This is a genomic window from Dinoroseobacter sp. S375 (genome assembly GCF_049800775.1).
GTDB lineage: Bacteria > Pseudomonadota > Alphaproteobacteria > Rhodobacterales > Rhodobacteraceae > Dinoroseobacter.
On sequence record NZ_JBNAFR010000007.1, the window covers coordinates 199,586 to 214,737 of the forward strand.

At 63.2% G+C, this 15,152-nt stretch carries 12 protein-coding genes; 9 read left to right on the forward strand and 3 right to left on the reverse strand.

Going from position 1 to position 15,152, the window contains the following annotated elements; genetic code table 11:
- Window positions 1-3: 3 nt before the first annotated feature.
- The 4 genes from ACP150_RS16080 (at window position 4) to ACP150_RS16095 (ending at window position 4,548) form a co-directional block, all read left to right on the forward strand.
- A complete protein-coding gene (locus ACP150_RS16080) occupies window positions 4-1,161 on the forward strand; it encodes a carbohydrate ABC transporter permease (protein ID WP_424967680.1) in 1,158 nt (385 codons plus the stop codon).
- Window positions 1,162-1,174: 13 nt separating this feature from the next.
- Window positions 1,175-2,833 carry an alpha-glucosidase gene (locus tag ACP150_RS16085; protein WP_424967681.1) on the forward strand — a complete coding sequence of 553 codons (1,659 nt, stop codon included), beginning with the start codon at window positions 1,175-1,177 and terminating at the stop codon, window positions 2,831-2,833.
- Between the two features lie 34 nt (window positions 2,834-2,867).
- Entirely contained in the window at window positions 2,868-3,983 is a 1,116-nt protein-coding gene (locus ACP150_RS16090) for an ABC transporter ATP-binding protein (RefSeq protein WP_424967682.1), read from the forward strand.
- Window positions 3,984-4,116: 133 nt separating this feature from the next.
- Window positions 4,117-4,548, forward strand: coding sequence for a hypothetical protein (locus ACP150_RS16095; protein ID WP_424967683.1), 432 nt, complete (start codon window positions 4,117-4,119; stop codon window positions 4,546-4,548).
- A 120-nt stretch (window positions 4,549-4,668) separates the two neighbouring features.
- Here ACP150_RS16095 and ACP150_RS16100 read toward each other — a convergent pair whose 3' ends face one another.
- Genes ACP150_RS16100 through ACP150_RS16110 form a run of 3 tightly spaced genes read right to left on the reverse strand, consistent with a single transcriptional unit; the run spans window position 4,669 to window position 7,775 of the window.
- Entirely contained in the window at window positions 4,669-6,051 is a 1,383-nt protein-coding gene (locus tag ACP150_RS16100) for a TRAP transporter large permease (RefSeq protein WP_424967735.1), read from the reverse strand.
- Window positions 6,052-6,082: 31 nt separating this feature from the next.
- On the reverse strand, window positions 6,083-6,703 hold the full coding sequence (locus ACP150_RS16105; RefSeq protein ID WP_424967684.1) for a TRAP transporter small permease subunit: 621 nt from the start codon (window positions 6,701-6,703) through the stop codon (window positions 6,083-6,085).
- A gap of 58 nt (window positions 6,704-6,761) precedes the next feature.
- Window positions 6,762-7,775 (reverse strand): C4-dicarboxylate TRAP transporter substrate-binding protein, encoded by a 1,014-nt coding sequence (locus ACP150_RS16110; RefSeq protein ID WP_424967685.1) that lies wholly within the window; start codon window positions 7,773-7,775, stop codon window positions 6,762-6,764.
- Window positions 7,776-7,867: 92 nt separating this feature from the next.
- Between ACP150_RS16110 and ACP150_RS16115 the strand changes: the two genes are divergently transcribed.
- The 5 genes from ACP150_RS16115 (at window position 7,868) to recA (ending at window position 15,070) form a co-directional block, all read left to right on the forward strand.
- Window positions 7,868-8,653: an HpcH/HpaI aldolase family protein gene (locus tag ACP150_RS16115; protein ID WP_424967686.1), complete on the forward strand. Its 786-nt coding sequence runs from the start codon at window positions 7,868-7,870 to the stop codon at window positions 8,651-8,653.
- A gap of 113 nt (window positions 8,654-8,766) precedes the next feature.
- Complete coding sequence (gene guaB / locus ACP150_RS16120) at window positions 8,767-10,221, forward strand: IMP dehydrogenase (protein WP_424967687.1); 1,455 nt, start codon at window positions 8,767-8,769, stop codon at window positions 10,219-10,221.
- 3 nt (window positions 10,222-10,224) lie between these two features.
- On the forward strand, window positions 10,225-11,382 hold the full coding sequence (locus ACP150_RS16125; protein WP_424967688.1) for an RsmB/NOP family class I SAM-dependent RNA methyltransferase: 1,158 nt from the start codon (window positions 10,225-10,227) through the stop codon (window positions 11,380-11,382).
- 100 nt (window positions 11,383-11,482) lie between these two features.
- Window positions 11,483-13,822, forward strand: coding sequence for an ATP-binding protein (locus tag ACP150_RS16130; RefSeq protein WP_424967689.1), 2,340 nt, complete (start codon window positions 11,483-11,485; stop codon window positions 13,820-13,822).
- Between the two features lie 180 nt (window positions 13,823-14,002).
- A complete protein-coding gene (gene recA, locus ACP150_RS16135; protein ID WP_424967690.1) occupies window positions 14,003-15,070 on the forward strand; it encodes a recombinase RecA in 1,068 nt (355 codons plus the stop codon).
- Window positions 15,071-15,152 lie beyond the last annotated feature (82 nt).

The window sequence follows — 15,152 nt, forward strand, 5'->3', positions numbered from 1 at the left end:
ATCATGGACAATATCGCTGGAACCAAATCTTCGCTCACCTGGGCCGTGCATATCTCGGTCGTGGCCCTGGTGGTCCTGTGGCTGCTGCCGACCTTCGGGCTGTTCGTGTCGTCCTTCCGGACGGTGGAACAGATCTCCTCGAGCGGCTGGTGGAAATCCATGTTCCCGTCCGAGCAGAACATCACCCTGCGCGCGGCGGATCCGGATGACTTCCGGGTCCAGCAGGGGGATCTCTACGTGGTCGAGGGAAATCTCTTTGCCGATGAGGGCATCACCGATGCCGTGATCAGCGTCTGGGGCACCTCAAGCCGCAATATCGCCGCCTATACGGCCGGCGAGACGGCGGATCTGGGCGATGGCGAGACCATCACCGTGCAGTCGGATGGCGCCTATCTCTGGTCGGGCAATGACGACCAGATGGGCGGGCGCGGGCAGCGGGTCTTCGTGACCGCCACGACCCCGCCCGAATTCACGCTCGACAATTATCACAACATGCTGCTGGACCCGAGCAATTCCGAGGGCATGGCGCGGGCGTTTTTCAACACCCTGACCGTGACCATTCCGGCGACGATCATCCCGATCCTCGTGGCGGCCTTTGCGGCCTATGCCCTGGCCTGGATGGAGTTTCCGGGACGCGCGCTGTTGATCGCGGTCATCGTCGGTCTCTTGGTGGTGCCGCTGCAACTGGCGCTCATTCCGCTGCTGACGCTGCACAACAATATCGGGATCGGCAAAGGGTATCTGGGGACATGGCTCGCCCATACGGGCTTTGGCATGCCGCTCGCGATCTATCTCTTGCGCAATTACATGGTGGGCCTGCCACGAGACATCATCGAGAACGCCAAGGTGGACGGGGCGACGGATTTCCAGATCTTCACCAAGATCGTCCTGCCGCTCAGCTTCCCGGCGCTGGCCTCTTTCGCGATCTTCCAGTTCCTCTGGACTTGGAATGACCTCCTGGTCGCCAAGGTGTTCCTGATCGACGCCACGGGCCAGACCACGGTCATGACCAACCAGATCGTCGAGCTTCTGGGCACCCGCGGCGGCAATTGGGAAATCCTCGCGACGGCGGCCTTCGTGTCGATCGCGGTGCCGCTTCTGGTCTTCTTCTCCATGCAACGTTTCCTCGTGCGCGGCCTGTTGGCCGGCTCGGTCAAGTAAGGAACCCCTTTCGATGAATGCAGTGGCACAAATGCGCGCGGCCAAGGGCCTTGCCGCCGACGCCGACTGGTGGCGCGGGGCTGTCATCTATCAGATCTATCCCCGCAGCTTTCAGGACAGCAATGGCGACGGGATTGGCGACCTTCTGGGGATCGTCGAGCGGATGCCCTATATCGCCTCGCTCGGGGTGGACGCGATCTGGATCAGCCCGTTCTTCACCTCGCCGATGAAGGATTTCGGCTATGATGTGAGCGATTACTGCGACGTGGACCCGATGTTCGGCACGCTCGCGGATTTCGACGCGGTGATCGAGACGGCCCATATCTATGGGCTGCGTGTGATGATCGATCTGGTGCTGAGCCATACGAGCGACCAGCATCCGTGGTTCGCCGAAAGCCGCACGAGCCGCGACAATGACAAGGCCGACTGGTATGTCTGGGCGGATCCCAAGCCCGATGGCACGCCCCCGAACAACTGGCTGTCGATCTTTGGCGGGTCGGGCTGGCAATGGGATGCGCGGCGCTGCCAGTATTACCTGCACAACTTCCTGACCTCGCAGCCGGACCTGAACTTCCACTGCCGGGCTGTGCAGGACGCGCTTCTGGATGTGGGGCGGTTCTGGCTTGATCGCGGGGTGGACGGGTTCCGTCTCGACACGATCAACTTCTACACCCATGACGCAGAGCTGCGGGACAATCCGGCCCTGCCGCCCGAAGATCGTAACGACACGATCGCGCCGGCGGTGAACCCCTATAACCACCAGCGTCACCTCTATTCCAAGAACCAGCCCGAGAACCTCGATTTCCTCGCGCGCTTCCGCGGCATGATGGAGGAATACCCGGCCATTGCCGCCGTGGGCGAGGTGGGCGATGCGCAATACGGGCTGGAGATCCTCGGTCAGTACACCTCTGGCACCGAGGGCGTGCATATGTGTTACGCCTTTGAATTCCTCTCCAAGGAGGCCCTGACCGCGCCCCGTGTCGAGGAAGTGCTCAGCAAGGTTGCGGATGTGGCATCCGAAGGCTGGGCCTGCTGGGCGTTTTCCAACCATGACGTGATGCGCCATGTGACCCGCTGGGACCTAACCCCGGGCGCGCAACGTGGGATCCTGACACTGCTCATGTGTCTGCGCGGCTCGGTCTGCCTGTACCAGGGCGAAGAGCTCGGCCTGCCCGAGGCGGACGTGGCCTTCGACGATCTGCAGGACCCGTACGGGATCGAGTTCTGGCCGGAATTCAAGGGCCGCGACGGTTGCCGCACGCCGATGGTCTGGCAGTCTGACAATCAGACGGGCGGCTTTTCCGCCACGCGGCCCTGGCTGCCGGTCTCGTCCGAGCATCTGAACATGGCCGTCTCGGCGCAGGAACATGCGCCTGACGCTGTGCTGCACCATTACCGCAAGGCGCTGGCTTTCCGACGGAGCCACAAGGTGCTGGCCAAGGGCGCGCTTTCGGGTCTGAACGCCGAGGGGGATGTCCTGAGCTTCCTGCGTGAAAGCGCCGAAGAGACGATTTTCTATGCGCTCAACATGAGCGACACGCCCGGTGTGGTCGATCTGCCTGCGGGCAACTGGACCCAGATCGGGGCGGAACTGAATTCGGCGGGCACCAGCCCGGATGGCCGTGTGCATCTGGGGCCGTGGCAGCCCTGCATCGCGCTGAAAACAGCATAAACCAGCGCGGCTGGAATTTGAGAGGGAGGGGAGAATGGCAGATTTGAAGCTGACGGACGTGGCCAAGGCTTACGGCGACGTCAAGGTTCTGAGCAACATCAATCTGGACGTGCAGCAGGGCGAGCTGATCGTCTTTGTCGGGCCCTCGGGCTGCGGGAAGTCGACGCTGCTGCGGATGATTGCGGGGTTGGAGAAGATCTCGGGCGGCACGCTGGAGATCGACAACACCGTGGTCAACGATGTGCCGCCCGCCCAGCGGGGCATCGCCATGGTGTTCCAGTCCTACGCGCTCTATCCCCATATGACCGTGCGCGAGAACATGTCCTTCGCGCTCAAGATCGCGAAGAAATCCCAGGAAGAGATCGACAGCGCTGTCGAGGCCGCTGCCGATAAGCTGCAATTGGGCCAGTATCTCGACCGACTGCCCAAGGCCCTGTCCGGTGGTCAGCGGCAGCGGGTCGCCATTGGCCGCTCGATCGTCCGGGATCCCAAGGTCTATCTCTTTGACGAGCCGCTCTCGAACCTTGACGCAGCCCTGCGGGTGGCGACACGGCTCGAGATCGCGCAGCTCAAGGAAGCGATGCCCGAGAGCACGATGATCTATGTGACCCATGACCAGGTGGAGGCCATGACGCTCGCCACCCGGATCGTGGTGCTCGCCGGGGGGGGGATCGCGCAGGTGGGCTCACCGCTGGAGCTTTATGAGAAGCCCGAGAACGAGTTCGTGGCGCAGTTCATTGGCAGCCCCAAGATGAACCTGCTGCCGGGCAGGATCACCGGGACGGGTGCGCAGACCACCATCGAGATGACCGGGGGCGGTGTGGCCGTGTCCAACTATCCGTCCGATGCGAGCCTGATGGGCGCCAGCGTGAATGTCGGCGTGCGCCCCGAGGACATGGTGGAGGCGACGGAGGCGTATCTTTTCGAGGGCAAGGTGGCGATCACCGAAGCGCTCGGTGAGGTGACGCTGCTCTATTTCGAAGCGCCCGCCGGGCAAGAGGCGAGCATCGCCAAGCTGCAGGGGATCCATAAAGACCTCAAGGGGCAGGTGACGCGGATGACGGCGGATCCTGCCAAGGTCCATGTGTTCAAGGATGGCGTCTCGCTGCTCTATCCCGACGGGCATCACGTCACCTTCGCGCCGCACTGAACCGGCCGGCCCCGCATTGGCGGGGCCATTCGATTTGACGGAGTTCGTCGCCTGAGGGCGCGGTTGCTGCCCCATTCCTGCCACAGCCCCCTTACAACCTGATCCGGTGCAGTTTTGACGCGAGGGGTCGGGCATGAAACAGGGGATTATGGCACTGGCTTGCGCGGCGCTTGTCGTCAGTGGTTGCGCGACGCCGCCCGAGAAGGTGCAGCGGAGTTTCATCTCGCCCAGCGTCTATGCCGGGTATAGCTGCCACGCGCTGACCGCCGAACGCGCGGCGATCGAGGGCCATGTGCAAGAGCTTACGGCCCATCAGCGGAGCAAGGCGAATACGGACACGGCGGTGATGACCGTGGGGCTCGTGCTCTTCTGGCCTGCGCTTTTCGCGCTTTCTGCGGGGAAGGATTACGAAGCCGACCTGTCCATAGCCAAGGGCAAGCATGACGCGGTGCTGGAGGCGGGGCAGAGCCTTGGGTGTTTCTCCGGCTATGGCGCGCAGTCCGAGATGCCGCCCACGCTGATGCAGCGCTTGCCGGAACGCGCCGGGGGCTTCCCGCCGCTCTGAGCCCATCGGGACGGTGATCCAAAGGAAAAGCCCCGCTCGCGCGGGGCTTTGTTGTCTTTGTTCAGGGGGCGATGCCCCCACCGCGCCCTTGGGGCGCGGCCCCCCGACCCAGCGGCGCGGTCAGAGCAGGCTGGGCAACCAGAGCACGATGCCCGGGAAGGCGATCAGCACGGCCACGGTGATCACGTCCGCCACAAAGAAGGGGGAGGCGCCGCGGAACACATCCTGCACCGAGATGGGCAGTTTGTTGTCCTGTGCGACACCGGCCACCACGAAGCAGTTCAATCCGATGGGCGGCGTGATCAGACAGAGCTCGGCCATTTTCACCACGATGATCCCGAACCAGATCGCGCATTCCTCGGCGGTCATGCCAAGGGCCGCGGCCTCTCGGGTGACATCCGGGCCGCCGTTCAGGGCGATCACCGCCGGGAAGGTCACCGGCAGGGTCAGGATCAGCATCCCGATGGCATCCATGAACATCCCGAGGATCACATAGGCGCCGAGGATCATCAGAAGGATCAGGTAGGGCGATTGATCGAGCGACCCGATCCAATCGGCAAAGGTCTCGGGCAGCTTGGCAAAGCCGAGGAAGCGGACATAGATCAGCACGCCCCAGATCATGGTGAAGATCATCACCGTCAGCTTGGCGGCCTCCATCAGCGCGCCCTTCAGCTGCCCCCAGCGCAGGCCCTGCCAGAGCGCCATGAGCAGGACGACAAAGGCCCCGAGGGCCCCGGCCTCGGTGGGTGTCGCCCAGCCGAAATAGATCGAATAGACGATGATGAAGACGACAAACAGGATGGGCAGCGCGCCGGGCAGGGCCGAGAAGCGTTCGCCCCAGGTAAAGCCTCCAACCGGCGGGCCCAGATCCTTGCGGTAGCGAGCGAGGCCAATCACCAGCCCGGCATAGATGATTGCTGAGACCGCACCGGGCAAAAAGCCCGCCAGCAGCAGCTTGCCCACGGATTGTTCGACGATGATCGCGTAGATGACGAGGATGGCCGAGGGCGGGATGAGCGAGGCGAGGGTGCCGCCTGCGGCCACCACGCCCGCGGCAAAGCGCTTGTCATAGCCGAGCTTGAGCATTTCCGGGATGGCGATCCGGGCAAACACAGCCGAGGTGGCGACCGAGGCGCCGGATACCGCTGCGAAACCCGCTGTCGCAAAGACCGTCGCGACTCCCAGCCCGCCCGGGAGCCAGCCGACCCAGCGCTTGGCCGCCTCGAACAGGAAGCGGGTCAGTCCCGCATAATAGGCCAGGTACCCGATCAGGATGAATGTCGGGATGAGCGACAGGCTGTAGGTTGTTGATTTCGAATGAGGAACCTGTCCGGCAAGTTTCATCGCCGTCACGAGGCCCCGGTCGAAGCCCTGTTTCTCCATGAAGAAGATGCACAGGCCCACGAACCCGATAAACGCGGTGGCAAACGCGACGCGCACGCCGATCAGCACCAGTACGATCAGGAGACCGCTCAGCCACAGAGAGACATTAAAGATATCAATGCCATTCAGCAGGGCTTTCATGTCAATGAGATCATCCATCGACGGTTTTCGCTTCTTTATTGGCCTGGGTGAAGGCGTCTTCGATCAGGGGCACTGCCACCGGGTGTGTTTCGTTCCGGCGGAAGGCCCGTGCGAAGCCCCAGATCTGCAGCACCAGACGACACCAGAGCAGTGCCAGCGAGATCGGCACGATCAACTTGGCGGGCCAGAGTGGCAGGGCAATGTCGATCGAGCTGTCCCGGCTCCAGAGCGGCGCGGCAAAATCGAAGCTGCGCTCGAAGTGAAACCAAGTGCCATAGATCAGCGCAGTGGTGAGCAGCAGCATGAAGATGCAGGACAAACATTCGGCAAACCAAAGGGTTCGCCCGCGCAGTTGACCCACGACGATATCCATGCGGATATGGCCGCCCTCCCGTTGGCAGAAGGCCAGGCCGAGAAAGGCGAAGGTGGCCATGAACTGTTCGGTCCAGTCCACATAGCCGGGCACGGGCGCGCTGAAAAATTTACGGCCCAGCACGTTATAGACGGCGAGCACCACGAGGGCGAAGATCACGACACCGCCGAGCAGGTTCATCACGGATTCCAGGCGCAAGAGCGCACGATCCGCACGGGACAGGCCGGTCTCGTCGGTTAAGACGGAACTTGAAGACATGGGGGCAACTTTCGAAAAAGGCTCCGGAAATTCCGGAGCCTTTCAGGTTGAGCGGAGGTCAGTTGGACATCCGCTGCTTCTCGAGGGTGCTCAGGACCAGATCATAAAGCTCCTGACCCGGGATGCCCTGATCGGTCATGGTCTGGATCCATTCCTCATGCAGCGGCAGGGCGACATCGCGGAACTTCGCGATTTCGGCCTCATCCACGGTGACCTTCTGGACGTTCTTCTCGGCCAGAACCTCTTCCCACTTGTTCAGAAGCTCGCCGTAATTCGCCAGATAGTGGTCGATGGCGCCCGCGACGGACTCGTCGAGGATCGCACGGTGCTCATCGCTCAGGTCGTCATAGGCGTCGGTGTTCACCACAACCGGGCAGTTGACCGTGCCGGGGTTCAGGTTCTCGGTCCACCAATCGGCAATGTCGATGGTGCGGAAGGACAGATGCGCGTGCTGCGCAAAGGCCACCGTGTCCACCACGCCGGATTCCATCGCATTATAAGCTTCCGACGAGGTTACCGAGGTCGGCACCGCGCCCACCTTTTCGAAGGCCTGGCCGAGACCACCCGTGGCGCGGACCCGCATACCGTCGAAATCGGCGAGCTTGTCGCGCGCATTGCCGGTGCCGGCAATGTTGTATTGCGGCATGGGCGAGGTCATCAGCAGCTTGGCGTTCCAGCGTCCGAGATCGGCCTGCACCGCCGGATGGTCATAGACCGCGTGGCTGACTGCCACCTCCTCTTCGAGGTTGGCCACCCCGAGGAAGGGCAGCTCCAGAACTGTGATCGTCGGGTTCTTGTCCCGGTGATAGCCCGCGCAGAACTGCGCCATCTCGAACGCACCGATCGAGATCCCGTCGAGGTTCTCGCGGTTCTTGGACAGACCGCCATAGCTGATATTCATGGTGAACTCGCCGCCGGACTTCTCTTCGACCAGCTCGGCAAGCTTGTGGATATGCTCGGTAAAGGCACGCCGGGTGCCCCAGACGGATACGTTCCACTCGGTGGCCAGTGCCTCGCCCACAAAGGTCAAAGACAGCCCCGCGATCACGGTGCTCTTCAAAAGCGTTTTCATGTTTTCTCTCCCTGGGTGCAAATCTAAGGTTTGCTGGCACAGACCGTAGCTGTCCACGCGGCGAGGTCCAACACAAAAAACAGGGAGGTCCCATGGCAGCGCCAGAGAACAGATTGAAGAGCGCATTGTTGCGGGGCGAGACGCAAATCGGGCTCTGGCTCGGCTTTGGCTCGCCGACCGTGGCGGAACTCGCCGCGGGCTGCGGATTCGACTGGTGCCTTGTGGATGGGGAGCATTCGCCAAATGACCCCGGCGACATGATCGCCCAGTTCCGCGCCTTGGCCAGTGGCGGCGACAGCCATGCCATCGCCCGGGTGCCCGTGGGCGAGACATGGGTGCTCAAGCGCGTGCTCGATCTCGGGGTGCAGACGGTCATGGTGCCCATGGTCGAAAGCGCGGCTCAGGCCCGGCAGGTGGCCGAGGCCATGCGCTATCCGCCCGAGGGCGTGCGGGGCAATGGCGCGGCGCTGGCGCGCGCTTCGGGCTATTCCCTGAACCAGGAGTACGTGGAGACCGCGAACGCGCAGATCTGCACCATCGCTCAGATCGAGAGCCGCGATGCGGTGGCGGCGATCCCGGAGATTGCGGCCGTGGACGGGATCGATGTGCTGTTCATCGGCCCCGCGGATCTTGCGGCGGATATGGGGTATACCGGTCAGTCCGGCGTGCCGGAGGTCGAAGCGGTCATGGCCGAGGCGCTGGCCGCCATCGATGCGGCGGGCAAAGTGCCGGGCATCCTGTCCTTCTCCGCCGAAGGGGTTGCGCGCTATGCCGCCCTGGGGGCGCGTTTTATCGGGGTGGGGGCGGATGTGACCGCACTGGCCGGGGCGCTGCGCAGCCTGTCGGCGGATACGCGCGCGCTTTTGCCCAAAGCCTAGTCGCTCCGGCATCTTCGGGGCGACGTCCCCCTGCGACAGGGCGCGCCCCTTGTCCCTCGGGCCGATCCATGCGAGGGGGACGTGCCTAACGAAGACCCCGACAGGAGTGCGTGATGGAGATTCGCGAGGCCCTCACTTTCGACGATGTGCTGCTGGTACCCGGCGCCAGCTCCGTGCTGCCCTCCGAGGCGGACACCCGCACCATGGTGACCAAGTCGATTGCCCTGAACATTCCCCTGCTGAGCTCGGCCATGGATACGGTGACCGAGGCGCGGATGGCGATCGCCATGGCGCAGGTCGGTGGCATGGGAGTGCTGCACCGCAATCTGAGCGTGGATGAGCAGCAAAACCAGGTCCGGCAGGTCAAACGCTTTGAATCCGGGGTGGTCTATAACCCGGTGACCCTGCGCCCGGATCAGACGCTGGCCGATGCCAAGGCACTGATGGATCGCTACAAGATCACCGGTTTCCCGGTTGTGGATGAGCGTCGCCGCGTGCTGGGGATCGTGACCAATCGCGACATGCGGTTTGCCAGCGATGACAACACGCCGGTCTCTGTGATGATGACGTCGGACAATCTGGCCATCCTGCGCGAGCCTGCGGATCTGGCCGAGGCCAAATCGCTGATGCATGCGCGGCGGATCGAGAAGCTTCTGGTGCTGGACGGCGATGGCACGCTGACCGGGCTGCTGACGATCAAGGATATCGAACAGGCCGTGCTGAACCCCAATGCCTGCAAGGATGAGCTGGGCCGCTTGCGCGTGGCGGCCGCCACGACCGTGGGCGATGCCGGGTTCGAGCGCTCGCAGGCGCTGGTCGAGGCGGGCGTGGATCTGATCATTATCGACACGGCCCATGGTCATTCCGCGGGCGTGGCCAAGGCGGTGGAGCGGGCCAAGACCCTGTCGAACTCCGTGCAGGTTGTCGCCGGCAACGTGGCCACGGGCGAAGCGACCCGGGCTCTGATCGATGCGGGTGCTGACGCGGTCAAGGTCGGGATCGGCCCGGGCTCGATCTGCACCACGCGGATCGTGGCGGGTGTCGGTGTGCCGCAGCTCACCGCGATCATGGATTGCGCCAAGGCGGCCGAGGCCACGGGCACGCCGGTGATCGCCGATGGCGGTATCAAATTTTCGGGCGACTTCGCCAAGGCCATCGCCGCAGGCGCCCATTGCGCCATGGTCGGCAGCATGATCGCCGGGACGGATGAAAGCCCGGGCGAAGTGATCCTCTATCAGGGACGCTCTTTCAAATCCTATCGCGGCATGGGCTCTCTTGGGGCCATGGCGCGCGGCTCGGCGGATCGGTATTTCCAGAAGGACGCGGCCTCCGACAAGCTTGTGCCCGAGGGCATCGAGGGGCAGGTGCCCTACAAGGGTTCTGCTGGCGCGGTTGTGCATCAGCTGGTCGGCGGTCTGCGCGCGGCCATGGGCTATACCGGGGCGGCGACCGTGGCCGAGATGCGCACGCAAGCGCAATTCGTGCGGATCACCGGCTCGGGTCTCAAGGAGAGCCATGTCCATGATGTGCAGATCACTCGCGAGAGCCCGAATTACCGGATGGGTTGACCCATGACGCCCGCTGCGCGCGTCGCGGCTGCGATCGAGGTGCTCGACGCGGTGCTGGAGGGCCAGCCCGCCGAGCAGGCACTCAGCCAATGGGGCCGGGCGCACCGCTTCGCCGGGTCCAAGGATCGGGCCGCGATCCGCGATCTGGTCTTCGCCGCTCTCCGGCGGCGGTCGAGCTACGGGGCGCTTGGCGGGGCGCTGACCGGACGCGGCCTGATGATCGGGCATTGCGTGGCGGGACACGCCTCTCTGGACGCGGTCTTCAGTGGCGAGGGGTATGCGCCCGCGCCGCTCTCTGAGCTGGAGCAGGGAAGGGCGCGCGCTGAGCAGGACGTGTCCCGGAGCGATCTGTGCGACATGCCCGATTGGATCCTGTCGCAGCTCGATGCGGCTTATGGGGCCGAGGCGGATCAGATCTGTCGTGCGCTGCGGGATCGCGCACCGCTCGACCTGCGGGTCAACGGGCGCAAGGGGGATGTGGCGGATGCGCAGGAGCGGCTCGCCGCAGAGGGCATCACCGCCGAGCCGGTCAGCGGCGTTCCCGGGGCTCTGCGGGTTGGCGACGGCGCGCGCCGTGTCGCCCAAAGTGCTGCGTATCGGGACGGTCTGGTGGAGATCCAGGATGCCGCGTCCCAAGCGGCCGTGTTGGAGACACCGGTGCCCGATGCGGGCCGCGTTCTGGATTATTGCGCTGGCGGCGGCGGCAAGGCCCTCGCGCTTGCCGCACGCAGCGACGCCGAGGTCCATGTCCATGACATCGCGCCCGCGCGGATGAAGGACATTCCGGCGCGCGCTGCGCGGGCGGGGGTTGACCTGCCGGTCTGGCAGGCGGGGCAGGGCGGGTTCGACCTTGTCTTTTGCGATGCGCCCTGCAGTGGCAGCGGCACCTGGCGTCGCGCGCCCGAGGCCAAATGGGCGCTGACGCCGGAACGGCTCGAGGGCTATGTCGCGGCCCAAAAGGAGGTGCTGCGCAACGCGCTTCCTCTGGTGCGTCCCGGCGGCGTGCTGGTCTATGCGACCTGCTCGATTTTGCCGGTCGAAAATGCCGATCAGGTGGGCTGGATGGCCGAAACCTGTCCAAAAGCGCGGCTGCGCGGACAGGCGCAACTGCTGCCCAATGCCCCGGGAGACGGGTTTTTCTACGCCATATTCGATGTTTGAGTCATGGTTGAAACAACCAAAGGTTGAAACTGTTACGGTGTTAAGCCAAGCTTAAGTCCAGGCGATCAAGACTGCGCGTACAGGTGATCCGGAGGACAGGGTGAGCGATCAGACGCTGGAAAGTCAGAGATTTGCGGGCGAGACGTCGTCGGCGATCCGCGAGGCTGCTGTACTTCTCGGGGCGGCGGTCGTGACCTCCGGTCTCGCGGTCATCCTGCAGGATCCGACGGTCAAGCTGTCCCTTGCGGTGTCGGCGGTCACGCTCGTGGCGCTGCTGATCCTGCTGCAGATCCGGCGACGGATGAACCGGGCGCGCCTCGATCCGAAGCTTGTGGGGCTGTTCACCTTTCTGGAAGGGGATTCAAGCCCGTCGGTCGTGCTCGACACGCATCAGCAGGTGCTGTGGATGAACGCTGCGGCCAAGGCGTATTTTCCGAACGCGCAGGAACTTGGACTGGTCTCAGCCCTTCAGGCCACTGTTCCCGAAAGCGCGGCGTTGCTGCGTCGGTTGCGGCGGGGGCTCGATCAGGCCGCCATGAGTGTCGAGGACGCGGTCACCCGGCGTGGTCATGCGCGGTTCGTGCTGCGGAAATATGCCTATGGCCAGATGCTCTTCCGGGTGGAGGCGCTGGCTTCCCGCGATGGTGCGAGTTCCGGTTCCGTGTCGATCCCTGTGCTGTCAGTTTCGAAATCAGGCACGGTTCTGTCGATGAACGAAGCGCTGCGCCGGATGATTGGCGGGCGGGCCCGCGATTTGAATGCGGTCTTCGTTGTGCCGCCCGCCGCTGAGGTCAGCACGGCCGAGGTGATTACACCCGATGGTCATGTCCCGGTCTATCTGCACCAGACGGAGCTTACGGCCGGGCGGCGCGAGATTGCGCTTCTGCCGATGCAACGTCTGACCAGCACCCATGACATGAATATGGGGCTTGAGGAACTGCCCGTGGCGGTGATGAAGCTCGGCCCCCAGGGGGAGGTTTTGCAGGCCAATGCCCATGCGCGGGCCTTGCTCAACATAGAAGGTCAGGTGGACGACATCAATTTCGTCGATCTGGTCACCGGGCTTGGGCGTTCCGTCCGCAGCTGGATCGAGGAGGCGCTGCATGCGCCCCTGTCGCTGCAACCCGAAGTCCTGCGCGTCAAGGAAGGCACCGAGGAAAGCTTTCTGCAGGTGACCCTGATGCGGTCACAAAGCGCCGAAGGTCCCATCCTGACTGCGGTTTTGCATGACGCAACCGAGCTCAAAACGCTCGAGGCGCAATTCGTGCAAAGCCAGAAGATGCAGGCCATCGGCCAGCTCGCGGGCGGTGTCGCCCATGACTTCAACAACCTTCTCACGGCGATTTCAGGGCATTGCGACCTGCTGTTGCTGCGTCATGATCAGGGGGATCCTGAATATGGCGATCTCGTGCAGATCAACCAGAATGCGAACCGCGCGGCGAGCCTTGTCGGCCAGTTGCTGGCCTTTTCCCGCAAGCAGACATTGCAACCGGAACTGATCGATCTGCGCGATACGCTCTCGGACCTCACGCACTTGCTCAACCGGCTTGTGGGCGAGAAAGTGACTCTGACCTTGATGAACGAGCCGGATCTCAGCCCGATGCGGGCCGATAAACGGCAGCTTGAGCAGGTTTTGATGAACCTTGTGGTCAATGCTCGGGATGCGATGCCGGATGGGGGTGAGATTACCATCGAGGCCCGCGCGGTCGAGCTGGATGCGCCCATGATGCGCGGTCGGGTGACCTTGCCCGCCGGGGACTACGCCTGTGTGACCGTGACGGATCAGGGCATCGGCATCCCGCAAGACAAGCTCAGCAAGATCTTTGAGCCTTTCTACACCACCAAGCGCACGGGGGAGGGCACGGGGCTCGGTCTCTCGACGGCCTACGGGATCGTAAAGCAGTCCGGCGGCTTCATCTTCGCCGAAAGCGTGGTGGGCAAAGGCACGGCGTTCGAGATCTATTTCCCGGCCTATCACGGCCAGAGCCTTCCGGTTGCAGAGACTGCGACCGTGGCGCCCGATCGACCCTCTGCGACGGGGGACGGCATCGTGCTTCTCGTGGAGGATGAGGCACCGGTGCGTGCCTTCGCGGCCAGAGCGCTGCGTCTCAACGGGTTCACCGTACTCGAAGCGGAATGCGCGGAAACAGCATTGGAGCTGCTTGAGAACCCCGCGCTCGAAGTGGACCTCTTCGTGACGGATGTGATCATGCCGGGGCTGGATGGCCCAAGTTGGGTGCGGCGCGCCCTGATCGACCGCCCGGGCATTCCCGTCGTCTTCGTGTCCGGCTATGCCGAAGACCTGTTGTCTGACGATGAAGAGCGGATCCCGAATTCGGTGTTCCTGCCCAAGCCGTTCTCTCTCAAACAGCTGATTGCCACGGTGCAAGCCCAGTTTGATGCGCCATCGATCTCAGCTCCACTGAAGGATGCCGTTTAAGGGGGGGCTGTGACCTCCCGTCACCCGATCGGGAAACCCTTTCTTAACCAAATTCCGAAATTCTTGGATGGTTAAGATTTGCCTTGAAATGTTCCTACTTCGGTCTCATATTGCGAGAACAAGGCAAGAACAAAGCAGCGATTGCCGCCCTTCTGGCGGTATGTGATAAGGGGCGACACCATGGCCACCGCGAGTCTTCTGGACGTGACCGACAAACGAGAATCCGAAAAGAAAAAAGCGCTGGATAGCGCTCTGGCCCAGATCGAACGACAGTTCGGCAAGGGCTCTATTATGAAACTGGGCGCCGACAGCCCTGTCGCTGAGATCGAGGCGACGTCGACCGGCTCCATCGGTCTCGACATCGCGCTTGGGATCGGCGGCATCCCCAAGGGGCGGATCATCGAAATCTATGGGCCCGAGAGCTCGGGCAAGACAACCCTGACCCTGCATTGCATCGCCGAGGAGCAGAAAAAGGGCGGTGTTTGTGCCTTCGTCGATGCTGAGCATGCGCTGGACCCGCAATATGCGCGTCGGCTTGGCGTTGACCTTGATGAACTGCTGATTTCGCAGCCGGATACGGGCGAGCAAGCGCTTGAGATCACCGAAACCCTTGTGCGCTCCGGGGCTGTCAGCATGGTGGTTGTGGATTCCGTTGCCGCGCTGACCCCGAAATCCGAGCTCGAAGGCGATATGGGCGACGCACAGGTCGGTGCCCAGGCGCGCCTCATGAGCCAGGCCATGCGCAAATTGACCGGCGCCATCTCGCGCTCCAATTGCACCGTGATCTTTATTAACCAGATCCGGATGAAGATCGGTGTGATGTTCGGCTCGCCGGAGACCACGACGGGGGGCAATGCGCTCAAGTTCTATTCCTCCGTACGGCTCGATATTCGCCGCATCGGGTCGATCAAGGACCGGGATGAGGTTGTGGGCAACACTACCAAGGTCAAGGTGGTCAAGAACAAGGTCGCGCCGCCCTTCAAGCAGGTGGAATTCGACATCATGTATGGCGAAGGCATCTCCAAGATGGGTGAGCTGATCGATCTCGGCGTGAAGGCCGGCGTGGTGCAGAAATCCGGGTCCTGGTTCTCTTACGGCGATGAGCGCATCGGTCAGGGACGGGAAAACGCCAAGCAGTTCCTGCGCGACAACCGCTCCATGGCGCTGTCGATCGAGGACAAGATCCGCGCAGCCCACGGGCTGGATTTCGAAATGCCCGCAGAAGAGACCGCCGTTCTGGACGAGTGATCTCGTCCACATCGCGCGAAACGAGGGCGGCCCGCAACGGCCGCCTTTTTTCTTGGGCGATCTGGCTTTTTCCGATGGTGGA